The sequence below is a fragment of the Streptomyces racemochromogenes genome (genome assembly GCF_039535215.1).
Lineage (GTDB): Bacteria > Actinomycetota > Actinomycetes > Streptomycetales > Streptomycetaceae > Streptomyces > Streptomyces racemochromogenes.
Genome location: NZ_BAAAWT010000001.1, coordinates 6,498,649 through 6,521,282 on the forward strand (window position 1 = coordinate 6,498,649; position 22,634 = coordinate 6,521,282).

Annotated in this window: 21 protein-coding genes; 17 read left to right on the plus strand and 4 right to left on the minus strand. The window is 74.9% G+C overall.

The window, feature by feature from the left end:
• The first annotated feature begins 37 nt into the window (after positions 1-37).
• From ABD973_RS30130 to ABD973_RS30155, 6 genes are all read left to right on the plus strand, one after another.
• Positions 38-1,045: a hypothetical protein gene (locus ABD973_RS30130; protein WP_125820157.1), complete on the plus strand. Its 1,008-nt coding sequence runs from the start codon at positions 38-40 to the stop codon at positions 1,043-1,045.
• A gap of 48 nt (positions 1,046-1,093) precedes the next feature.
• Complete coding sequence (locus tag ABD973_RS30135) at positions 1,094-2,626, plus strand: FAD/NAD(P)-binding protein (protein WP_345503284.1); 1,533 nt, start codon at positions 1,094-1,096, stop codon at positions 2,624-2,626.
• The gene (locus ABD973_RS30140; RefSeq protein ID WP_345503286.1) at positions 2,623-3,060 is read left to right on the plus strand and encodes a tyrosinase family oxidase copper chaperone; all 438 of its coding nucleotides are present in this window, start codon (positions 2,623-2,625) and stop codon (positions 3,058-3,060) included. The genes ABD973_RS30135 and ABD973_RS30140 overlap by 4 nt, the downstream gene beginning before the upstream one ends.
• 39 nt (positions 3,061-3,099) lie before the next feature.
• Positions 3,100-3,966: a tyrosinase family protein gene (locus tag ABD973_RS30145; protein WP_125820155.1), complete on the plus strand. Its 867-nt coding sequence runs from the start codon at positions 3,100-3,102 to the stop codon at positions 3,964-3,966.
• Positions 3,967-4,025: 59 nt separating this feature from the next.
• A complete protein-coding gene (locus ABD973_RS30150; RefSeq protein WP_164720829.1) occupies positions 4,026-4,481 on the plus strand; it encodes a MoaF-related domain-containing protein in 456 nt (151 codons plus the stop codon).
• A gap of 71 nt (positions 4,482-4,552) precedes the next feature.
• Positions 4,553-5,989, plus strand: coding sequence for an amino acid permease (locus tag ABD973_RS30155; protein WP_125820154.1), 1,437 nt, complete (start codon positions 4,553-4,555; stop codon positions 5,987-5,989).
• Positions 5,990-6,047: 58 nt separating this feature from the next.
• Here ABD973_RS30155 and ABD973_RS30160 read toward each other — a convergent pair whose 3' ends face one another.
• On the minus strand, positions 6,048-6,965 hold the full coding sequence (locus ABD973_RS30160) for a helix-turn-helix transcriptional regulator (RefSeq protein WP_164720828.1): 918 nt from the start codon (positions 6,963-6,965) through the stop codon (positions 6,048-6,050).
• Positions 6,966-7,174: 209 nt separating this feature from the next.
• Here ABD973_RS30160 and ABD973_RS30165 point away from each other — a divergent pair, with 209 nt between their 5' ends.
• From ABD973_RS30165 to ABD973_RS30180, 4 genes are read left to right on the plus strand one after another with little or no spacing between them, the layout of a single operon-like run.
• The gene (locus ABD973_RS30165; protein ID WP_345503292.1) at positions 7,175-7,555 is read left to right on the plus strand and encodes an SgcJ/EcaC family oxidoreductase; all 381 of its coding nucleotides are present in this window, start codon (positions 7,175-7,177) and stop codon (positions 7,553-7,555) included.
• Positions 7,556-7,591: 36 nt separating this feature from the next.
• Positions 7,592-8,542 carry an oxygenase MpaB family protein gene (locus ABD973_RS30170; RefSeq protein WP_125595023.1) on the plus strand — a complete coding sequence of 317 codons (951 nt, stop codon included), beginning with the start codon at positions 7,592-7,594 and terminating at the stop codon, positions 8,540-8,542.
• Positions 8,524-10,587 carry a serine/threonine-protein kinase gene (locus ABD973_RS30175; RefSeq protein WP_125820152.1) on the plus strand — a complete coding sequence of 688 codons (2,064 nt, stop codon included), beginning with the start codon at positions 8,524-8,526 and terminating at the stop codon, positions 10,585-10,587. The genes ABD973_RS30170 and ABD973_RS30175 overlap by 19 nt, the downstream gene beginning before the upstream one ends.
• On the plus strand, positions 10,584-12,176 hold the full coding sequence (locus ABD973_RS30180; protein WP_345503295.1) for a phytoene desaturase family protein: 1,593 nt from the start codon (positions 10,584-10,586) through the stop codon (positions 12,174-12,176). The genes ABD973_RS30175 and ABD973_RS30180 overlap by 4 nt, the downstream gene beginning before the upstream one ends.
• A 58-nt stretch (positions 12,177-12,234) precedes the next feature.
• Here the strand turns inward: ABD973_RS30180 and ABD973_RS30185 are convergent, their stop codons facing one another.
• A complete protein-coding gene (locus ABD973_RS30185; protein ID WP_125595026.1) occupies positions 12,235-12,681 on the minus strand; it encodes a nitroreductase family deazaflavin-dependent oxidoreductase in 447 nt (148 codons plus the stop codon).
• Between the two features lie 48 nt (positions 12,682-12,729).
• Positions 12,730-13,914 carry an FAD-dependent monooxygenase gene (locus tag ABD973_RS30190; protein WP_125820150.1) on the minus strand — a complete coding sequence of 395 codons (1,185 nt, stop codon included), beginning with the start codon at positions 13,912-13,914 and terminating at the stop codon, positions 12,730-12,732.
• Between the two features lie 82 nt (positions 13,915-13,996).
• On the opposite strand from ABD973_RS30190, the gene ABD973_RS30195 reads away from it, so the two are divergent.
• Genes ABD973_RS30195 through ABD973_RS30210 form a run of 4 tightly spaced genes read left to right on the plus strand, consistent with a single transcriptional unit; the run spans position 13,997 to position 16,097 of the window.
• Positions 13,997-14,629 carry a TetR/AcrR family transcriptional regulator gene (locus ABD973_RS30195; protein WP_345503296.1) on the plus strand — a complete coding sequence of 211 codons (633 nt, stop codon included), beginning with the start codon at positions 13,997-13,999 and terminating at the stop codon, positions 14,627-14,629.
• Positions 14,630-14,638: 9 nt separating this feature from the next.
• A complete protein-coding gene (locus ABD973_RS30200; RefSeq protein WP_125820148.1) occupies positions 14,639-15,022 on the plus strand; it encodes a VOC family protein in 384 nt (127 codons plus the stop codon).
• Positions 15,019-15,714 (plus strand): DinB family protein, encoded by a 696-nt coding sequence (locus ABD973_RS30205; protein ID WP_125820147.1) that lies wholly within the window; start codon positions 15,019-15,021, stop codon positions 15,712-15,714. The genes ABD973_RS30200 and ABD973_RS30205 overlap by 4 nt, the downstream gene beginning before the upstream one ends.
• 11 nt (positions 15,715-15,725) lie before the next feature.
• Positions 15,726-16,097 carry a DUF4180 domain-containing protein gene (locus ABD973_RS30210; protein ID WP_125595031.1) on the plus strand — a complete coding sequence of 124 codons (372 nt, stop codon included), beginning with the start codon at positions 15,726-15,728 and terminating at the stop codon, positions 16,095-16,097.
• A gap of 10 nt (positions 16,098-16,107) precedes the next feature.
• Here ABD973_RS30210 and ABD973_RS30215 read toward each other — a convergent pair whose 3' ends face one another.
• Complete coding sequence (locus tag ABD973_RS30215) at positions 16,108-17,847, minus strand: serine hydrolase domain-containing protein (RefSeq protein WP_345503301.1); 1,740 nt, start codon at positions 17,845-17,847, stop codon at positions 16,108-16,110.
• Between the two features lie 806 nt (positions 17,848-18,653).
• On the opposite strand from ABD973_RS30215, the gene ABD973_RS30220 reads away from it, so the two are divergent.
• From ABD973_RS30220 to ABD973_RS30230, 3 genes are all read left to right on the plus strand, one after another.
• Positions 18,654-19,769 carry an NAD(P)H-dependent flavin oxidoreductase gene (locus ABD973_RS30220; protein WP_125603575.1) on the plus strand — a complete coding sequence of 372 codons (1,116 nt, stop codon included), beginning with the start codon at positions 18,654-18,656 and terminating at the stop codon, positions 19,767-19,769.
• 5 nt (positions 19,770-19,774) lie between these two features.
• Entirely contained in the window at positions 19,775-21,331 is a 1,557-nt protein-coding gene (locus ABD973_RS30225; protein ID WP_125820145.1) for an acyl-CoA synthetase, read from the plus strand.
• 167 nt (positions 21,332-21,498) lie between these two features.
• Positions 21,499-22,620, plus strand: a complete 1,122-nt coding sequence (locus ABD973_RS30230) for a calcium:cation antiporter (RefSeq protein WP_125820144.1) — start codon at positions 21,499-21,501, stop codon at positions 22,618-22,620.
• The last annotated feature ends 14 nt before the right edge of the window (positions 22,621-22,634 follow it).

The window sequence follows — 22,634 nt, forward strand, 5'->3', positions numbered from 1 at the left end:
CCACGCCCCCGGCCGCACCGGATCCCAGGAAGCAATCATGAGTTCAACTGCCTCACCGCGCGCGGAAGCGCGCACCGTCCTCGTCATCGTCGCGATCGTGCAGTTCGTGATCGGCGGCTGGTTCTCCTGGGCGGCGTCCCACGCCGCGCCCCGGGACCTGCCCGTGCTCGTCGCCTCCGCACCCGGCGCCGCGCAGAGCGCCGAACAGCTCGCCGACCGGCTGCGCGAGGCGGCCCCCGGCGCGTACGCGGTGAAGACCGCCGCGGGCGCCGAGGAGGCCGACGCCGCACTGCGCGACCGCACGGCGTACGGGGCCCTGCTGCCCACCGCCGCCGGCGGACTCGAACTGCGCCTGGCCTCCGCCGCCTCGCCCACCGTCGCCCAGACGCTGACCGGACAGGCGCAGGAGCTCGCCGGCGGCCCGGTCCTCGTCACCGACGTGGTGCCCGCCGACGCCGACGACCCGCACGGCGCGGGCCTGGCCATGGGCTTCCTGCCCCTGCTGATCACCGCCGTGATCGCCGCCCTGCTCTTCGTCCTCAAGGTACGCGCCGCCGGGGCCAGGTTCCTCGGCGTCATCGGTTTCGCCGCCGCCTCCGGACTCCTCAGCTCGCTGATGCTGACGCACCTCAGCGGGGTGGCACCCGGCAACTACTTCGTCAACGCCGGGATCGTGGCCCTGCTGGAGCTGGCCATGGTCTCCGTCATCACCGGCCTCGGCTCGCTGGTCGGCCCGCCCGGCATAGCCGTCGGCGCCGTCCTGATGTTCGTCGTCGGCAACCCGCTCTCCGGACTGGCCTCGGCCCCCGAGATGCTGCCCCAGCCGCTGGGCGCCATCGGCCAGTTCCTCCCGGCCGGAGCCGCCGCGACCCTGCTGCGCACCTCCGGCCCCTTCGACGGCGCCGGCGCGGCCGCCCCGGTCCTGGTGCTCGCCGTCTGGGCGCTGATCGGCCTCGGCCTGCTCTACGCGAGCTCCCGCCGCCGTCCCACCCCCGCGGCGCCCGCGGCCACCGCGGCCGCGCCGCGACCCGCCGCCGCGCACTGACGCCCGCGGGCGCCCCTCCCGCCGACTCCTCCCCACGAAAGGCCGACCATGACCACCGACACGAACGACCGCCCGCCGACGCGCATCGGCCTGGTCGGCGGAGGGGCCGCGGCCGTCTGCCTGCTGGACCGGCTCTCCCGCACCCAGGGCCGCGGCCGGGGCTCGGTCACCGTCTTCGAACCCTCGGACAACCTGTGGCGCGGCCGCGCCTACCAGCCCGACACCGACACCGTCCTCGCCAACATCATCCCGGCCGAGATGAGCGCCCGCACCGGCGCCCCCGACGACTTCCTCGACTGGCTGCGCGCCCGCGGACTCCCCTACGGGCACGGCGACTACGCCGCCGACGGCTACTTCCCGCCCCGCCACGTGTTCGGCGGCTACCTGGAACGCACCGCCGAGAACGCCGTCGGCGAGCTCTCCCTCGGCGGCTGGCCCGTCGGCGTCGTCCGCGACGCCGTCGTCGCCGCCCGCGAGGCGGGGGAGGAGGTGGTGCTGACCACCCGCGACGGCCGTACGCACACCTTCGACTACGTCGTCTGCGCGGTCGGCGCCGGCCGGCCCGCCGACCACTACGAACTCAGTGGGAACGCGGGCTACTTCGGCGACCCCTACCCCCTGCGCGACACGGTCGCCGCGATCCCCGCCGACGCGGACGTCACCGTCCTCGGCACCGGCCTCGCAGCGGTGGACACCGTGGTCACCCTCGCCGCCGGCGGCCACCGCGGCCGCATCACCATGGCCTCCCGCAACGGCGCCCTCCCGGCCGTGCGGCAGCGGCCCGTCTTCCCCGAGATCCGGCACTTCACCCCCGCCGCCCTGCACGCCCGCGCCGCCGCCGGCCACGACGGCCGGCTCGGCCTGGACGACGTACTGGAGCTGCTGGAACGGGAGCTGGCCGCACACGGCGCCGACCCCCGCGCGGTGGTCGCCGAACTGACCTCCCTGGGCGGCGAATCCCCCCTGGAGCGGCTGCGCCGCCAGTACGACCGCATCGACGAGCCCGACACCGGCATGCGCGTCATGCAGCACGCCGTCCCCGAGAGCGGCCCCGACGCCTGGACCCTGCTGCGCACCGCCGACCAGGACTTCATCCGGGAGCACCACTACCGGGCCGTGATGAGCCTGTGCTGCCCGATGCCCCCGGCCAACGCCCGCACACTGCTGGAGCTGCACGAGAGCGGCCGGCTGCGCGTCCTGCGCGGCCTGTGGAACGTCAAGCCGCTGGCCGGCACCGGATTCCACATCGGGGCCGACGGCGGCGAGTACGAGAGCGACGTCGTCGTCAACGCCGTCAGCGCGCCCTCCCACCGGGTCCCCGCCCAGGCCCGCCCGTTCGTCGAATCCCTCGTCGAGGACGGCATCGGCGAGTACCACCCCTACGGCGGCCTGCACGTCGAACCGTCCACCAGCCGGGCCGTGGGCGGCGGCCGGCCCCACCGCCGGATGCACGCCATCGGCGACATGGGCGCCGGGACGCTCTTCTTCACCTCCGGCATGCCCTCCGTCCTCGAACGGGCCGACGACATCGTCCGGGCGGTCGTCCAGGACATCACCACCCCCCAGGAGCAGTACGCGTGAACACGATCACCCGCCGGGACATGATGCGGGCCGCCCTGACCACGGCCGTCGTGGTCGGCACCAGCGCCGCCGTCGCCCCGATCGTCCTGGCCGACCCCGCCCGCCCCGACGCCCCCGCACAGGCCGGCACCCCCGCCGGGCAGGGCCCGCTCCCGGGCGGCTTCGACGAGGTCTACCGGGGCCGGCGCATCCAGGGAGGCCCCGTGGCCGTGCGCCAGGCCTCCGCCCGCAGCGCCACGGCCCCGTCCACCGGCCCCGGCATCGAGATCAGCATCGACGGCCGCCCGCTGCACGTGATGCGCCGCGCCGACGGCAGCTACCTCAGCCTGGTCAACCACTACCAGTCCTTCCCCACGCCGCTGGAGGTGGCGCGGGCGGCGGTGGACGAGATCGGCACCGCGCAGCTCTCCACGGCACGGCTCCACCACCACTGACGTCCCGCAGGGCTACGACGGATCGAGGAACAAGCACACGTGTACACGCGCAAGAACCAGAAGGACCTGGACGCGGAGGAGCGCGCGAGGTTCGTGGGGGCCCTCCTGGAGGTCAAACGACGCGGGGTCTACGACGAGTTCGTCCGGTTGCACGGCCAGTACTTCGTCTCCGACGGCGAGGGAGGGCAGCGGGTGGGCCACATGTCCCCCTCCTTCTTCCCCTGGCACCGCCAGTACCTGCTGGAGTTCGAACGGGCCCTCCAGCGGGTCGACCCGAAGGTGACCCTGCCCTACTGGGACTGGACCACCGACCAGTCGCCCACCTCCAGTCCCTGGACGGACGACTTCCTCGGCGGCAACGGCCGTCCCGGCGACCACCGGGTGATGACGGGACCGTTCGCCTTCGACCGGGGCGGCTGGCCGGTGGACGTGGGCGTCACCGAGGAGAAGTACCTCATGCGCGACTTCGGCCGCCCCGCCGACCCGGTCGCCCTCCCCACCCCCGCCGAACTGGCCCGGGCCGTGGACGACCCGGTGTACGACTCCGCCCCCTGGGACTCCACCGCCACCACCGCCGGCTTCCGCAACAAGGTCGAGGGCTGGACGGTCGGGGAGAAGGAGGGCTGGCACAACCACAACCGGGTCCACCTGTGGGTCGGCGGCCAGATGACCGGCGGGACCTCGCCCAACGACCCGGTCTTCTGGCTCCACCACACCTTCATCGACCTCATCTGGGCCCGCTGGCAGGCCCGGCACCCCGGCTCGGTCTACGAGCCGCGCCGGCCCCTGCCCGCCTCCGACCCCCAGCACGGCCGTGTCATCAGCCTCGACGAGCCGATGTCCCCGTGGCAGGTGCGGCCCTCGGAGCTGCTCGACCACACCCGCTTCTACCAGTACGCGCAGTGACGCGCCCCTTGCGCCCGCTGCCCACCCCCCGTCACCACCACCACCGAGAAGGAACCGCCATGCGCCCGCGCACCACCGTCCCGGCCCTCGCCGCCGCCGCCCTGATCGCCCTCGCCGCCGCCCCCTCCGCACAGGCGGCGGCCCCGGCCCCCGCTCCCGCCCCGGCCACGGCCTCCGTCGCCGCCGCCGTGCCCGCCTTCGCCGGGCACACGTACGTCCTGACGCTCGACAATGGCGCCGTCCTGCGCAACTCCTACTCCGCCGACGGCACCACCCTCGACTGGACCGCGCTGGAAGGCCCGATGGCCGGGCACAGCGGCCGGGAGAAGCTCTCCGTCCGCGCCGTGGGCGAGGGCCTCTACTTCGTCAACTGGGTCGAGGCCTCCGGCATGACCGTCAGCCACGTCATGGACCTCGGCCACGGCACCGTCAGCGTCTACTGGACGTACGCCACCCCCGACGGCGGCCGCGCCGGCGAACTGCACACCGCGACGCTCCAGCGCGCCTCTTCTTGACCCGCACGGTGACGCGGGGCCGGCGCCACGGACGCCGGCCCCGCCCGCCTCTGCCCACGGGGGAACCGCACATGCCCGCTCCACTCACCCAGACACCACCCACGCCCACGGCCCCCACGGCCACCACGGCGCCCGCCCCGGCCGACGGGGAACTCGCCGGTGCCCTGCGCCCCCGCCACCTGACCATGCTGGCCCTCGGGGGCGTCATCGGAGCCGGCCTGTTCGTCGGCTCCGGGACCGGCCTGCGGATCGCCGGCCCGGCCATCATCCTCTCGTACGCGCTCGCCGCCAGCCTGGCCCTGCTGGTCATGCGGATGCTCGGCGAGATGGCCGCGGCCATGCCCGCCAGCGGCTCGTTCTCCGTCTACGCCGAGCGGGCCCTCGGCCGCTGGGCCGGCTTCACCGCGGGCTGGCTGTACTGGGCGGTGACCGTCATCGCCGTCGCCATCGAGCTGATCGCCGCCGCGACGATCCTGCACCAGTGGATGCCGGCCGTACCGCAGTGGGCGATCGCCCTCGTGGCCCTGGCCGTCTTCACCCAGTCCAACATGCTCTCGGTCTCCTCGTTCGGGGAGGCCGAGTTCTGGTTCGCGGGCATCAAGGTCGCCGCCATCATCGCCTTCCTCGCCCTCGGCGTCGCCGCCCTGTGCGGGGCCGTGCCCGGGGTCGAACCGCCCGGCATGGACAACCTGACCGGCCGCGGCGGCTTCCTCCCGCAGGGCTGGGACAGCGTCGTCGCCGGGCTGCTGACGGTGGTCTTCGCCTTCGGCGGCATGGAGGTCGTCACCATGGCCGCCGCGGAGTCGGGCGACCCCGCACGTTCCGTCACCAAGGCGGTCGGCAGCGCGATCTGGCGGATCAGCCTCTTCTACCTCGGCTCCATGGCGGTGATCGTCACCCTGCTGCCCTGGGACGCGGCCACGCCCGGCCGCAGCCCCTACGTCGCCGTCCTCGACCGGCTCGGCATCCCCGGCGCGGGGCGGCTGATCGAGGTCGTGGTGCTCATCGCCCTGCTGTCCGCGATGAACGCCAACCTGTACGGCGCCTCCCGCATGGCCCATTCGCTCGCCGCGCGCGGCGAGGCCCCCCAGGCCCTGCTGCGCACCTCCGCCCGGGGCGCGCCGCGCCCGGCCGTCGCGGCGTCGGCCGCCTTCGGCTTCGTCGCCATCGCCCTCGACCACCGCTGGCCGGAGCGGATCCTGCCGTTCCTGGCGAAGGCCATGGGCGGTTCCATGCTGTACATGTGGCTGACCGTCGCGGCCGCCCATCTGGTGCTGCGCCGCCGGCTGGAGCGGGAGTCCCCGCACCTGCTGGTGGTGCGGATGCGCGGCTTCCCTTACCTGTCGTGGCTGGCGGCGGCCGGCATCGTGGCCGTGCTGGTGCTGATGGCCTTCGACCCGGAGGCCCGCGGTCAGCTCGGCTGGTCGACGCTGCTGGTCCTGGTGCTGCTGGCGGTGGCCGGCGTACGGGCGCTGCGCTCGCGCCGGGACCGGGTTCCCGCGCCCTGAACAGTCGGGCCCGGCCGGGGAGTTCCCGGCCGGGCCGCGTGTGTGGAAGGGGCGGGGGTCAGGCCGAGAGGGCGGTGCAGTCCGTCTCGGCGTGCTCGTCCAGGGGCAGCAGCCCGCTGGTGGCGATGAGGTAGCCGAGCTGGGCCCGGCTGCGGCTCTGGAGGCCGGCCGCGATCCGGCTGACGTGGGCGGCGACGGTCCGCCGGCTGGTGCCGAGGCGGCGGGCGATGGCCTCGTCCGTGTAGCCGGCCACCAGCAGGCGCATCACGGCCCGTTGGATCTCGTCGGCGATGTCGGGCTCCACGGTGCGCGAGGTGCCGGGGTCGATGGTCGAACCCCGCTCCCACGCCTCCTCGAAGACCTGCACGAGGAAGGAGACGATGGAGGGCTGGCGGATCTCCAGTACCGAGGTCCGGGCCTCTCCCGGGCCCGGGACGTAGGCGACGGCCCGGTCGATGACGATGAGCCGGTCGAAGACGTGGTCGAGGGTGCGGACCTCGCAGCCGGCCTCGGTGAGCCGTTCGATGTGGCGCAGCGTGGCCGCGTGGGTCCGCGCCGCGTGCGGGTAGAGGGTGCGGTGACGGGCGGTGCCGCGGACGTGGTCGAGCTCGTCCAGGTCGTAGGAGACGCGCGCGCCTCCGGGCTGCACCGTCATCAGCTCCTCCCGGCACTCGCGGACCGCGTGCGCGAGCGTGGAGTGGACGACCCTCTCCCCGTCGATCGCGGTGGCCCAGCCGGTGTGTTCGCGTTTGGCGGCGGTGTAGATGGCCGCCACCGGTACGAAGCTGCCGGCGATGGCGTGCGCGTCCAGCCGCTGCCGTTCCAGCGACTCCTCGATGGGCCGGACCAGTTCGGCCTTGGCCACGTCCGGTGCCACGGGCACGAGGACGGCCGGATCGTCCGGCGGGGCGACGAGCAGCCCCATCCGCAGCAGACAGGCGGGTGCGCCCTCCCTGGGCGTACACCCCTTCACCACGGCCTGGCGGTAGACGGTCAGGCCGTCACCGCATACGCCGCCCCCCTTTTCTGCAGAGTCGTCACGTTCACAACATTCCCCCGGGTACTGCCTTGCATGATCCTGCATGACCCAATTATGCACTTGGAAAAGTAGCCGGTATCGGTACGTAGGCTGCCAACATGGTGTCTTAACAAGGTATTGACCATGGAACCGGAGGTAACGGGCGAATGTCGAACGGATACGGGGTACTGGCGGACCTCCTGGAGGAGTGGCGCGCCGCCTTCGACGGGCGCCGCGTGGACGACGTCCTCGCCCTCTTCGCCGAGGACGCCCTCTTCCAGGGGCTGTCCCCCCGGCTGCTGAACGGCCGCGCGGAGATACGCGCCTACTACGAGAACGTCCCGCCCGGCACCACCGCCGCCGTGGAGGTCCTGCACTCCCGCCCGCTCGCCGCCGAGGCCCTCGCCGGCTTCGCCACCGTCACCTTCCGGACACCCGCCCCCGGCGACCCCGCCGGGACCCCGCTGCCCGTCCGCCTCTCGCTCATCGCCCAGCACACGGGTGACGGCTGGCGCATCCGCCAGTACCACGTCTCACGGCTGAGCTGACGCCCGCCGGGGTAGGAACCCCGGCGGGAGGCACCGATGAGCGACGAGGACGCCGGCCCCGGGCTCTACGGCCCCGGGTCCGTCACCTGGCACTGCCACGGCGACCCGGTCATGTGGATCGCCGGGGTCCGCGCGCTCTACCTCCAGGCCCTGCACCCGCGCGCCGTACGCGCCGTCCTGCAGAACTCCACCGCCTTCGACGGCGGGCGGGGACCCGGCGACGCCTGGGGCCGCCTGCTGCGCACCGCCGACTTCGTCGGCACCCTCACCTACGGCACCGCCGAGGCCGCGGAACGGGCCGGGGCCCGCGTCCGCGCCGTCCACCGACGGCTGTCCGCCACCGACCCCGACACCGGGGAGTCCTTCCCCGTCGACGACCCCGCCCTGCTGCTGTGGGTGCACTGTGCCCAGATCGACAGTTTCCTCCACGTACTACGCCGATCGGGCGTCCCCCTCACCCCCGCCCAGGCCGACCGGTACGTGGACGAGAACCGGACCAACGCCCGCCTCGTCGGACTCGATCCGCAGGCCGTTCCCGCCACCGCCGGCGCCCTCGCCGCCTACTTCGACGAGGTCCGCCCCCGTCTCGCCGCCGGACCCGACGCCCGCGCCGTCGACGACTTCCTGCGCGCCCCGCCCGTCCCCCCGTACCTCGTCCCTGGCCGAAACCTGCTGTGGAGACCCCTCGTTGGGCTCGCCTACGGAACCCTGCCGGGCTGGGCGCACCAGCTGTACGGACGTCCCGCACCGCCCCCGCGCGCGGTCACCCGCCGCCTGCGTCTCACGGGTCGCGTGCTGCGCACCATCCCCGCAGGTCTACGCTGGCAGCTGCCTCCAGGTCACATCTTGAAAGCGATGCGCCGACTGGGCCCCGGCAGCCGCCCCTCCGCGTACACACTGCGAAAATCAGCGGCCATACTGGACCGGCCGGGGAGGGCGCGGCACGACGACGGGGGCGGCTTTAAGACATGGCGGAGTCCAGACTGATCCAGGGCCGGTACCGGTCACTCGATCTGATCGGGCGCGGCGGCATGGGCGAGGTGTGGCGCGCCCGCGACGAGTCGCTGGGCCGGCAGGTCGCCGTGAAGTGCCTCAAGCCGGTCGGCGCCGAACACGACGCCCACTTCACCCAGGTCCTGCGCGAGCGCTTCCGGCGCGAGGCGCGGGTCGCCGCCTCGCTCCAGCACCGGGGCGTCACCGTCGTCCACGACTTCGGCGACGACAGCGCCTCCGGCGGCCCCCTCTACCTGGTCATGGAACTCCTGGAGGGCCGCAACCTCAGCCAGCTCATGGAGGAGAACGAGGCGCGCCCGCTCCCCGTCGACGTGGTCCTCGACATCGCCGAGCAGATGGCCGCCGCCCTCGGCTACACCCATGACCAGGGCGTCGTCCACCGGGACCTCAAGCCCGCCAACATCATGCGGCTCACCGACGGCACGGTGAAGATCTGCGACTTCGGCATCGCCCGCCTGGCCCACGACATCGGCTTCACCGCCAAGCTGACCGGCGGCGGCATGGCCATGGGCACCCCGCACTACATGTCGCCCGAGCAGATCGCGGGCGGCGAGGTCGACCACCGCAGCGACCTCTACTCCCTCGGCTGCGTCCTCTACGAGATCGCGACCGGCGCCCCGCCCTTCGACCTCGGCGACTCCTGGTCCGTGCTGGTCGGCCACCGCGACACCGCGCCCGTACCGCTGCGCGAGCACCGGCCCGAACTGCCCGGCTACTTCGAGCAGCTCGTGCTGGACCTGCTGGCCAAGCGCCCCGAGGACCGCCCTGGCGACGCCCGCCACCTGCACCGCCGCCTGGTCGAGGCCCGCTTCGGCCCCGGCGGGCGGCCCGCCGCGCAGCCCCCGCTGCCCGCCTGGGCCGAGGGGATGACCGCCGGGCGCAAAGCCGGCGTGGACGCCCGCCCCGCCAGCGGGGAGTGGGCCCTGTTCACCGGCTCCTGGACGGCGGCCCGCCCCCAGGCCTCCGGCGGACACCGCATCACCCGGCCGGCCCCCGCCGAGGACCCCCGGCTGACCGCCGCCTATGGGCTCGCGCCGCGCACCCCGGCCGCCGGGGAGCCCGACGCGCTCGCCGCCGGGCACACCCGCGCGTTCGCCCTCAGCCGCGCCGGCCGGCCCGAGGAGGCCCTCGCCGTGTACGTGGCCGTCGCCCAGGGGCGGGCCCGGGTACTCGGCCCCGACCACGCCGAGACCCTCGCCGCCCGCCAGGAGGAGGCGTACGAACTGGGACGCCTCGGCCGGCACGGGGAGGCGTACGAGATGTACCGCGCCGTCCTCGCCGCCCGCGTCCGCACCAACGGCCCGCTCCACCCCGACACGCTGCGCTGCCGACACAGCCTCGCCTGCGCCCTGAGCGCCCTCGGCCGGCACGCCGAGGCCCACGCCACCGCCGCCGCGGTGGCCGCGGACCGCGCCGCCGCCCTCGGCGCCGAGCACGCCGACACCCTGCACAGCCGGTACGAGGCCGCGTACTCCCTGGGCCGGCTCGGCCGCTGGCAGGAGGCGCTGACCGGCTTCCGCCAGGTCGCCGCCGCACGGGACCGCGTACTGGGCCGAGACCACCCCGACGCCCTCGCCGCCCGCTACGAGACCGGCATCGCCCTCGGCCGCACCGGCCGCGCCGCCGAGGCCCTGGACCTGTTCCGGTCCCTGGTCCGCGACCGCACCCGGGCCTACGGCGCCTGCGACCCGGAGACCCTGCGCGCCCGGCACGTCGTCGGCGTCAACCTGGGCCGCCTCGAACGCTGGGAGGAGGCCGTCGCCGAGGCCCGCGAGGTCGGCCGGCTCCGCGCCAAGGCCCTCGGCGCCGAACACCCCGACACCCTCGTCAGCCGCCGGGAACTCGCCGTCGGCCTGGGCCGGCTCGGCCGCTGGGACGAGGCGCTGCCCATATACCGGGACCTGTCCGGCATCCGCGAACGCTCCCTCGGCGACGAGCACCCCGACACGGTCCTCGCCCACGCCGACGAGGCGCACTGTCTGGAGCGGCTCGGCCAGGTGTGCTACCAAGAGCCATGACCGCCAACTCAGGCTCCAGGGGCTTCGCGCAGGACGTGTACGACGCGGTGATCGTGGGGGGCGGCCACAACGGCCTCGTCGCCGCCGCCTACCTGGCCAGAGCGGGCCGCTCGGTACTGGTCCTCGAACGGCTCGGCCACACCGGCGGCGCCGCCGTCTCCACCCGGCCCTTCGCCGGCGTCGACGCCCGCCTCTCGCGCTACTCCTACCTCGTCTCGCTGCTCCCCGCGAAGATCGTCCGCGACCTGGGTCTGCGGTTCGAGGTGCGCCGGCGCACGGTCTCCTCCTACACCCCCTACGAGCGCGACGGCCGCCCCGGCGGGCTCCTCGTCGGCGGCGCCGAGGACCGAACCCGGCGGTCCTTCGCGGAACTGACCGGATCCGACCGGGAGTACGAGGCATGGCGGGCCTTCTACGGCACCACCGGCCGACTCGCCCGCAAGGTCTTCCCCACCCTCACCGAACCGCTGCCCACCCGCGCGGAACTCCGGGCCCGGATCGACGACGAGGCGGCCTGGCGGATGCTGTTCGAGGAGCCGCTCGGCCGGGCGGTGGAGGACCGCTTCACCGACGACCTGGTCCGGGGCGTGGTCCTCACCGACGGACTGATCGGCACCTTCGCCGACGCCGACGACCCCTCGCTCGTCCAGAACCGCTGCTTCCTCTACCACGTCATCGGCGGCGGCACCGGCGACTGGGACGTGCCCGTCGGCGGCATGGGAGCCCTCACCGACGCCCTCGCCGAGGCCGCCCGGGCGGCCGGCGCGGAGATCGCCACCGGCCACGAGGCGCTGCGCATCCACACCGACGGCACCACCCCCGCCGAGGTCACCTTCCGGACGGCGACGGGCGAGGGTGCCGTCGTCGGCCGTGACGTCCTGGTCAACGCCTCCCCGCGGGCCCTGGCCGAGCTCCTCGGCGAGGAGCCCGGCGACGGCGGCCCGGCCCCGGAGGGCGCGCAGTTCAAGGTCAACATGCTGCTGAGCCGGCTGCCCCGGCTGCGCGACCCCGGCGTCGGCCCCCGCGAGGCCTTCGGCGGCACCTTCCACATCGCCGAGGGGTACGAGCAGCTGCGGCGCGCCCACGCGGAGGCGGCCGCCGGGGAACTCCCGTCCGTCCCGCCGTCGGAGATCTACTGCCACTCGCTGGCGGACCCCTCCGTCCTCGGGCCCGAACTCGCCGCGCAGGGCTACCAGACGCTCACCCTCTTCGGGCTGCACACCCCCGCGCGGCTCTTCGAGAAGGACAACCGGCAGGCCCGCGAGGTGCTGCTGACCGCCACCCTGGCCCAGCTGGACGCCCACCTGGCCGAACCGCTCACCGACTGCCTCGCCTTCGACGGGGACGGCCGTCCCTGCATCGAGGCCAAGACCCCGCAGGACCTGGAGCGCGAACTGCGGCTGCCCGGCGGCCACATCTTCCACCGGGACCTGTCCTGGCCGTACGCGGACGGGCAGGAGGCGGGGCGCTGGGGCGTGGAGACCGCCCACCGCAACGTCCTGCTGTGCGGTGCGGGGGCGGTCCGCGGCGGCGGGGTCAGCGGCATCCCGGGGCACAACGCGGCGATGGCGGTCCTGGAACGGCGCTGAGCCCCGCCCGGTGGCGAGGCCCGGTACCGAGCCGTGCCCGGTGCCGGGTCGCGCCCCGTCAGGCGGGCTCGATGACCACGACCGGGATCTCGCGGTCCGTCTTGGCCTGGTACTCGTCGTACGCCGGCCAGTGCCCCACCATCACGGGCCAGTACGCCTCCCGCTCCTCCGCGGTCGCGGTACGGGCCGTGCCCTGGATGATCTCCGGGCCGACCTGGATGCGGACGTCGGGGCGCGCGCTCAGGTTCCGGTACCAGAGCGGGTGCTCCGCGTCGCCGCCCTTGGAGGCGACGAGGAGGTAGCGGCCCTCGGCCTCGCCGTAGATCAGGGGCGTGCGCACCGGGTTGCCCGAGACCCGGCCGACCGTGGTCAGCAGCAGGGTCTGGGTGCCGCGCCAGAACTGGCCCTCGGCGCCGCCGGACTCCACGTACTGCCTGACGTGGTCCCGCTGCCAGCTTCCCGGCTTCGGGTCGGCGGGGTTGTCCCAGTCGATGTCGGTCGTCATCTCGGCCTGCCTTCGTCCGTAGCGGTCCACACCCCCCGATGACCGGCCTCAACGCCCCGGGCCGTGGCCCGCATTCCCGGCGGGCTCGCCCGGAAGGGTGAATCCGTCGAAGAGGTCGTCGAGCGCGCGCCGGGTCGCGCTCGCGGGGGTGGCCCGGAAGGCGAGGTCGCGGGCGGCCACGGCCAGCGGGTGGGTGAGGGCGGCGACCCGGCCCATCCGGCGGGCCCGGATCCGGATGGCGTCGGTACGGGCGAGCCTGGCCCGGGTGTAGGCGGCGAGGGCGGCCGGCACGTCCGCGCCGCGGAGCAGGTGCGCGAGGACGGCCGCGTCCTCGACGGCCTGGCAGCCGCCCTGGCCGAGGTTGGGGGTCATGGCGTGCGCGGCGTCCCCGATCCAGGCGGTGCGGCCGTCGTGCAGCCGGGGGAGGGGTGCGGCCAGGTCGTACAGGTCGTGCTGGAGGACCGCCCCCGGGTCGATCCGGTCCAGCAGGGCGGGGATCGGGTCGTGCCAGGTGCCGAACCGCCGCAGCAGCTCGCCGCGGACGTCCGCGGGCCGGTAGCCCTCGGGGACGACGGCGGTGGCGTACAGGTAGACCCGCCCGTCGGCGAGCGGGACCGTCCCGAAGCGCTCGCCCCGGCCCCAGGTCTCGGCCGCTTCGGTGGCCGGGCCCGACGGGAGCACGGTCCGCCAGGCGGTCTCGCCGCTGTAGTGCAGGCCCGGGTGGTCCGGGAAGCGGCGGCGGCGCAGCGGGCTGTGGATGCCGTCGGCCGCTATGACGGCGTCGGCGCCGAGGTCCCCGGCGGTGGTACGGGCCACCGTGCGGCCGCCGCCCTCCTCGACGGCGGTGACCTCGGCCCCGTACACCAGGGCCCCCTCGGGCAGTGCCGCCGCCAGCGCGGCGGTGAGGTCCGTGCGGTGGACGGCGAGCGGGGGCCGGCCGTAGCGGGCGGCGAGCGCGGCGGTGTCGGCGCGGGCCAGCCGGGTGCCGCCGGGGCGGCGCACCCCCATCGAGGCCGGGACGGCGCGGCCCGCCGCGCGGGTGGCGTCGAAGCCGATCGCGTCGAACGCGCGCAGGGCGTTGGGCGCGAGGACGATGCCCGCGCCGACGGCGGCCGGGGCGGCCGCGCGCTCGCAGACGGTGACCCGCCACCCCTGGCGGTGCAGGGCCAGGGCGGCGGTCAGACCGCCGATGCCGGCACCGGCGACGACGGCGTGGCGCGGGGTTTCGGGCATGGCACGGCCTCCTGCCGTTTCAGGTGCCTCTACGTCTGTAGAGGCTGTCCCGCCCCGAACTCTACAGCTGTAGAGTGGGGGCATGTCCACCCCGGAGAAGCCGCCGCCCGCCGCCGCTGCCCCCGCTGCCGACCGCCGCACGCTCATCGCGGACACGGCCATCTCCCTCGTCGCCGCCGGCGGCCTGCGGGGCCTCACCCACCGGGCCGTCGACGGCGCCGCCGCGCTCCCGGCCGGCAGCACCTCGTACTACTTCCGCACCCGGACCGCGCTCATCGGCGCCTGCTACCGGCGGCTGGCCGAGCTGGACCTCGCCGACCTCGACGGCGACGGCTCCGCGCACCCGCCGCCGGCCCCGGCGGACCGGGACGCCGCCGCGCGGATGCTCGGGGCGCTGCTGCACGAGTGGCTGACCCGGGGGCGCGAACGGCAGCTGGCCCGCTTCGAACTCAGCCTGGAGGCCGCCCGCAACCCGGAACTGGAGCCGGCCCTCCGCCAGGCGGGCCTCGCCGCCCGTGTCCGCGCGGCCGGCGTCCTCGCGGCCCTCGGCGCACCCCGGCCCGCCGAGTCCGCCGAACTCCTCGCCGCCTGGACCGACGGCCTGCTCTACGACCGCCTGGCGGGCGCCCTGGCCCACTCCCGCCCCGCCCCGGACCCGGCCGAACTGACCGCCGCCGCCCGCCGGATGCTCGACGCCGCCCTCGCCCCGGCCTAGGATCCCGGCATGATCGCCGAACTGCAGTGCGTGGTCCTCGACTGCCCCGAACCGCTCGAGCTCGCCGAGTTCTACGGCCGGTTGCTCGGCGGCGAGGTCAACCGGCCCGACCGCCGCTGGACCCTGGACGCCCACTGGGCCACGCTCCACACCCCCTCCGGGGCCGTCCTCTGCTTCCAGCAGGTCGCCGACCACCGCCCGCCGAAGTGGCCCGACCCCGCGCACCCCCAGCAGGCCCACCTCGACCTCGCCGTCGCCGACCTCGGCCGCGCCCAGGAACAGGTGCTCGCCCTCGGCGCGGCCCTGCTCGACGACACCCGCGACGCCGAGGGCTGGCGCGTCTACGCCGACCCGGCGGGCCACCCGTTCTGCCTGATCCGGGAGGGGCAGTGAGCGGCCCGCCCCGACTCGCGCCGCTGATACGGCAGTTCGACTTCGCGGCCACCCGGCTGTCCGCCAGGCTGGCGGGCCCCGTGATGGACAGCGGCGACGGCACGGACACCCGGGTGGTGCCCCTGACCGACGAGGAGTACCTCTGGGAGCCGGTGGCGGACTGTTGGTCGGTCCGGCTCCGCACACGCGGCCCGGGGCCCCGCGCGACGCTCCTGGCCGGAGCCCGCACCGGCGCGTGGGGCCGCGACGCCGCCGGCTATCCGCACCCCTGGCCGCCGCCCTTCACCACCCTCGCCTGGCGCCTGAGCCACCTCACGGAGATGCTGGCCCTGCGCGCCGACCACACGGCCGGCAGCCGCAGCCTCACCCGCGACGACCACCCCGTCGCCGGCGACGCCGACGCGGCCGTGGCCGCCTTCGCTAAGGCCGCCGACGCCTGGCGCGGGGCACTGCTGAGCGTCGACGAGGCCGCGCTCGACACCGTCGGGTACTGCACCTACCCGCACGGCGGCGACGCGGAGGAGCCGTTCGTCGAGATCGCGTGGTGGGTGAACCAGGAAGTCCTGCACCACGGCGCCGAGATCGCGCTGCTCCGCGACCTCTACCGGGACCGCCGCGCGGCGCCGCAGGACCCCGGCGGCAGCACCCGGGACGGCCGAAAAGCGGTCGACCCCGGCTCCGGAAGGACCTAGCGTCGGTCCGCATGAGCATCCTGCAGACCATCCACGACGTGCCCGTCCTGATGTGCGACCCCGACGGCGAACCGATCGGGTGCGAACGGGACGTCCTCGACCTGGTGGGCAACGCCGCCTGGCAGGGCGCCCAGTGGGTGGTCGTGCCGGCCGGCCGCTTCGCCGAGGACTTCTTCCGGCTGCGCACCAAGATCGCCGGGGACATCGTCCAGAAGTTCGTCACCTACCGCGTGGGCCTCGTCGTCCTCGGCGACATCTCCCGCCACACCGAAGGGAGCGAGGCCCTGCGGGACTTCGTCCGCGAGTGCAACCGCGGCCGCCAGACCTGGTTCCTCACCGGCCTGGACGAGCTGCGGGACCGGCTGGAGGGCCGCACCGCCTGACCCCGGGCCGTCAGTCCGCCGAGCGGGTCCAGCCCGCCGCCTCGATGCGGGACGCGTCCGCCGGACGGTCCTCCGAGAACAGCAGCCGGGCCGGCTCGGCGACCCTCAGCACGTCCACGTACACCCCGCGCCCCACGTAGCGGCCGGTCGAGGCGTGACGGAAGCGGAGCCGGACCTCGCGGCCCTGCGACCAGGCGGGCAGCGGGGCTTCGAGCAGGTGCCAGATGCGGCCCGACCAGCCGCCGGCCGAGCCCGCCGGCCACTCCTCCGGAGCGCCGCCGGTGCTGCGCACCGTGCTGAACGGGACGGGCTCCCAGGCCGTCCCGTCCGCCGAGGCCTCCAGGTGGAAGGCCCCCGCGCCGGGCACCGTGTCCCACCACACCGCGCAGCGCAGCCGGGCGCGGGCCGTCGCGGCGGTCAGCGGGGGCAGGGTGAGGGTGCCCGAGCCGCCGGTCTCCATGCCGGAGAACCAGGCCGCGCCCCCGTGTTTCGGGCGCACCGGCACGGCCCGGGCGAAGCGGTTGCCGGTCGCGACCCGGGGCGCGCTGCCGGCCCGCCAGGTCCGTACGGGGTGGACGGAGTTGCCGAGCAGGACCAGGAAGGAGTCGGTGGAGGGGTCCAGCACCAGGGAGGTGCCGGTGAAACCGGTGTGCCCGGCGGAGTGCGGGGTGGCCAGGGCGCCCATGTACCAGTGCTGGTAGAGCTCGAAGCCGAGGCCGTGGTCGTCGCCGGGGAAGGCGGTGTTGTAGTCGGTGAAGAGCAGCTCGACCGAGGCGGGGCGCAGGATCCGCCGGCCCGCGTAGGCCCCGCCGTCGAGCAGGGCGCGGGAGAGGACCGCGAGGTCCCAGGCGGTGCCGAACACGCCCGCGTGGCCCGCGACCCCGCCGAGGGCGTACGCGTTCTCGTCGTGGACCGCGCCCCACACCAGCCCCCGGTCCAGGCCGGACCAGGGCGGGCGCTGCACCTCGGTGGCGGCGGTGACCCGGCGCCAGGAGAGCGGCGGGTTGTAGCGAGTGCGGTGCATCCCGAGCGGAGCGGTGATCTCGTCGCGGAGCAGGACATCCAAAGTGCGGCCGGTGATCCGTTCCAGGAGCAGCTGGAGCGCGATCAGGTTCAGGTCCGAGTAGCGGTACACCGTCCCCGGCGTGTCCTGCGGCCGCACGGACCACAGCAGCCGCAACTGCCCCTCGCGGGTGGCCTCCTGGTAGAACGGCGCCCACGAGCGCAGCCCCGAGGTGTGCGTGAGCAGCTGGCGGACCGTGACCTGCTCCTTGCCGCCCCCGGTGAACTCCGGCAGGTACCGGTCCACCGGCGCCTCCAGCTCCAGCCGGCCCCGCTCCATCTGCTGCACCGCCAGGATGGAGGTGAACAGCTTGCTGAGGGAGGCCAGGTCGAAGACGGTGTCCTCGGCCATCGCGATCCGCTCCGCGGCGGGAAACTCCGACGGCCGGTCGGTGCGGCCGTCGTAGTCCGCGTACCGCACGGCGTACCCCATCGCCCGGTGCAGGGCGACGGTCCGGCCGCGCCCCGCCAGCACCACGGCCCCCGCGTAGTACGGGTGCTCGGGGGAGGGCCCGAGAAAGCGCCGGGCCTCCTCCGCGACCCCCTCCAGGTGCCGTTCCAGCAGCCCGGCCTGCCGCGCCGACCCGTACCGCAGCCGCAGCCCCTGCAGCGCCCGCCGCTCGGCCGCCCCGGCACCCGGCCCCGGCAGCGCCGCGTGCAGCACGAGCACCCCGCCCAACGCCAGCAACCGACCCCCCACCCGCCGCCGACTGAGCCCCCCACCCCGGCCTCCCCCCGCGGCCGGCTCTTCGTACGCGCCCCGCCCGCCGCCCGTGACCTGGGCATCGCCCGCGGCTGGGTCCTCGCGCGTGCCCCGGCCCTCGCCTGCGGCCCGGTCCTCGCCCGCATCCCGGTCTTCTCGCGTGCCCCGCCCGTCGCTCGCGGCCTGGTCTTCGCCCGTGGCCTGGGCGTCGCCCGCGGCTGGGTCCTCGCGCGTGCCCCGGTCTTCACCCGTGCCCCGGCCCTCGCCTGCGGCCCGGCCGGCGTCCGGGGTCCCGCCCTCTTCCGCTGGGGCTGCGGTGGCGGGGCGGGTGGTCGGTCCGGCGGCTGCGGTGCCTGCGGACGGGGCTTCGGGGCCGGGCGGGTTCTGCTCGCCGGGTCCGGTCTGCCGTCGGAGCCCCCAACGCCGACGTGGACCGGCCCCGGTTCGTGCCCCCGGCTCGTCCGCCGCCGTCCGTGCCCCCGTCGCTTCCCTCATGACCGGCCCTCCTGTCCGCCCCGAACTGCCGTCGCACTCCGCCACCCGCGGCACGCGGCACGCGGCACGGTCCGGGACTCCGCTCCTGCGGGGAGGGCCCGGCCCCGGCCGGCAGGCCGTGGGCGCGCCCTCCCGGGGGAGCCCGATCCCCACCGGAGCCCGCCGCAGGCGCTCCGCACGCTACCGGGTATCTGCCCGCCCGCCGGGGACCCTCCGCACCGGCCGGCCCGCAAGAATCTGACACCGCATCAGAAAATCTCTTCCCTCGGCCGCCCCCCTGCGGCATCCTCACGGCCATGGAGACGGAGCTGAGCAAGAAACTGGGAGTCGAGCACGCCATCTTCGGCTTCACGCCCTTCCCGGCGGTCGCCGCTGCCATCACCCGCGCGGGCGGATTCGGCGTACTCGGCGCCGTCCGCTACACCGCCCCCGACGACCTCCGGCGCGACCTCGACTGGATGCAGGAGCACACCGGCGGCAAGCCCTACGGCCTCGACGTCGTCATGCCCGCCAAGAAGGCCGTCGACGGCGTCAGCGAGGCCGACATCGAGGCGATGATCCCCGCCGCGCACCGGGACTTCGTCCGCGACACCCTCGCCAAGCACCACGTACCCGAACTCCCCGAGGGCGAGGCCTCCGGCTGGAGGATCACCGGCTGGATGGAGCGGGTCGCCCGCGACCAGCTCGACGTCGCCTTCGACTACCCCGTCAAACTCCTGGCGAACGCCCTCGGTTCCCCGCCCGCCGACGTCATCGCCCGCGCCCACGACCACGGCGTCCTCGTCGCCGCCCTCGCCGGCAGCGCCAAGCACGCCCGCCGCCACGCCGAAGCCGGCATCGACGTCGTCGTCGCCCAGGGCTACGAGGCCGGCGGCCACACCGGCGACATCGCCACCATGGTCCTGGTCCCCGAAATCGCCGAGGCCGTGGCCCCGCTCCCCGTCCTGGCCGCCGGAGGCATCGGCAGCGGCGAGCAGATCGCCGCCGGACTCGCCCTCGGAGCCCAGGGCGTCTGGCTCGGCTCCCTCTGGCTCACCACCACCGAGGCCGACCTGCACTCCCGGGCCCTCACCGAGAAGCTCCTCGCCGCCGGCTCCGGCGACACCGTCCGCTCCCGCGCCCTCACCGGCAAACCCGCCCGCCAGCTGCGCACCGAGTGGACCGACGCCTGGGACGACCCGGAGGGGCCCGGCGCCCTCCCCATGCCGCTCCAGGGCCTGCTGGTCGCCGAAGCCGTCTCCCGGATCCAGAAGTACGAGGTCCAGCCGCTGCTGGGCACCCCCGTGGGCCAGATCGTCGGCCGGATGAACAGCGAGCGCAGCGTCCAGGCCGTGTTCGACGAACTCACCGGCGGCTTCGAGCGCGCCATCGACCGCATCACCCGTATCGCCGGCCGGCCCCGAGAGGTGTGACCGACATGACCGAGCACCAGCTCCCCAACGGCTTCTGGGCCCAGGCCGCCGCCGACCCCGCCCGCACCGTCCTCGTCACCCCCGGCGGCGAGGAGTGGTCCGCCGGCCGGCTGCACGCCGACGTCAACCGCCTCGTCCACGGCCTGCGCGCCGCCGGCCTCGAGAAGGGCGACGCCTTCGCCGTCGTCCTGCCCAACGGCGTCGAATTCTTCACCGCCTACCTCGCCGCCTCCCAGGCGGGCTTCTACCTGGTCCCGGTCAACCACCACCTCGTCGGCCCGGAGATCGCCTGGATCGTCTCCGACTCCGGCGCCAAGGTCCTCATCGCCCACGAGCGCTTCGCCGACGCCGCCACCGCCGCCGCCGAGGAGGCCGGGCTCGACCCCCGCCACCGCTACGCCGTCGGAGCGGTCCCCGGCTTCCGCCCGTACGCCGAACTCCTCGACGGACGGAGCGCCGAACCGCCCGCGGACCGCACCCTCGGCTGGGTCATGAACTACACCTCCGGCACCACCGGCCGCCCCCGCGGCATCCGCCGCCCGCTGCCCGGCAAGCTCCCGGAGGAGACCTACCTCGGCGGGTTCCTCGGCATCTTCGGCATCCGCCCCGGCGACGGCAACGTCCACCTGGTCTGCTCCCCGCTCTACCACACGGCCGTCCTCCAGTTCGCCGGTGCGTCCCTGCACATCGGGCACCCGCTGGTGCTGATGGACAAGTGGGGCCCCGAGGAGATGCTGCGCCTGATCGACCGCCACGCCTGCACCCACACGCACATGGTCCCCACCCAGTTCCACCGACTCCTCGCGCTCCCGCAGGAGACGAAGGACGCCTACGACGTCTCCTCGATGCGGCACGCCATCCACGGTGCCGCCCCCTGCCCCGACCACGTCAAACGGGCGATGATCGACTGGTGGGGCCGGTGCGTGGAGGAGTACTACGCGGCCAGCGAGGGCGGCGGGGCCTTCGCCACCGCCGAGGACTGGCTGAAGAAGCCCGGCACGGTCGGCAGGGCCTGGCCCATCAGCGAGCTCGCGGTCTTCGACGACGACGGCAACCGGCTGCCCGCCGGGGAACTGGGCACCGTCTACATCAAGATGAACACGGGCGGCTTCAGCTACCACAAGGACGAGGGCAAGACCCGGAAGAACCGCATCGGGGACTTCTTCACCGTCGGCGACCTCGGCCTGCTCGACGAGGAGGGGTACCTCTTCCTCCGCGACCGCAAGATCGACATGATCATCTCGGGCGGGGTGAACATCTACCCGGCCGAGATCGAGTCCGCCCTGCTCACCCACCCGGCCGTCGCCGACGCCGCCGCCTTCGGCATCCCCCACGCGTCCTGGGGCGAGGAGGTCAAGGCCGTCATCGAACCCGCCGACGGGTTCGAGGCGGGCGACGCGCTGGCCGCCGAGATTTTGCACCACTGCGAACGGCGGCTGGCCGGGTACAAGCGGCCCAAGTCCGTCGACTTCATCGAGGCGATGCCCCGCGACCCCAACGGCAAGCTCTACAAGCGCCGGCTGCGCGACCCCTACTGGGAGGGCCGCGAGCGCGCCGTGTGACGGCCCGGGCCCGGGCCCGGCGGCTCGCCGCCGCCGGGGCCCGGCCGGGCGGCCGCCGCGCCCCGCCCGCCCGCTACACGCACGTTTGTCGTGAGAAGTGCCACTTCGCGGCTCCGGATGGGCGCCTCACGGCGCACCCCGGCGCCGGTTCTGGCAACTTGGCTGGCATGAGTACGGCAACGCGCAGATCCCCCCTGACCGACTGGACCCTCCTCGTCCCCGTGGTGGCGCTCGTCGCGCTCGTGTTCAGCTGGGGGCGCGACCTGCCCGGCTTCGCCGTGGCCCTGGTCGCCCTCTGCCTCGCGGGAGCGGTCCTCGCAGCCGTGCACCACGCCGAGGTCGTCGCCCACCGGGTCGGCGAACCCTTCGGCTCGCTGGTCCTCGCCGTCGCCGTCACCGTCATCGAAGTGGCCCTGATCGTCACCCTGATGGCCGATGGCGGCGACAAGACCGCCTCCCTCGCCCGGGACACCGTCTTCGCCGCCGTGATGATTACCTGTAACGGCATCGTCGGCCTGTCCCTGCTCGTGGGCGCCCTGCGCAACCGGGTCGCCGTCTTCAACGCCGAAGGCTCGGGAGCCGCCCTGGCCACCGTCGCGACCCTCGCCGTGCTGAGCCTGGTGCTGCCGACGTTCACCACCAGCAAGCCCGGCCCCGAGTTCTCCTCCGCCCAGCTGACCTTCGCCGCCGTCACCTCCCTCGCCCTCTACGGGCTGTTCATCGCCGTCCAGACGGTCCGCCACCGCGACTACTTCCTGCCCGTGGACACGGGGACCACCGGCTCCGGCTCCGCCTCCGGCCCCGCCGACGACGACCACGCCGAGCCCCCCACCGCCCGAGCCGCCCTCGTCAGCCTCGGCCTGCTCTTCGTCGCCCTCGTCGCGGTCGTCGGCAACGCCAAGGCCGTCTCCCCGACCATCGAGAAGGGCGTCTCCGACGCCGGACTGCCCCACGCCGTCGTCGGCGTGATCATCGCCCTGCTCGTACTGGCCCCCGAGACCCTCGCCGCCGTCCGGGCCGCCCGCCGCGACCGCGTCCAGACCAGCCTCAACCTGGCCTACGGATCCGCCATCGCCAGCATCGGCCTGACCATCCCCGCCATCGCCCTCGCCTCCGTCTGGCTGACCGGGCCGCTGGTGCTGGGCCTCGCGCCCCTCCACATGGTGCTGCTCGCCCTGACCGTGGTGGTCGGCGCCCTGACGATCGTCCCGGGCCGCGCCACCCTGCTCCAGGGCGGAGTCCACCTCGTCCTGCTCGCCGCCTACCTCTTCCTCGCCGTCAGCCCGTAGCGGATGCGGTGGCA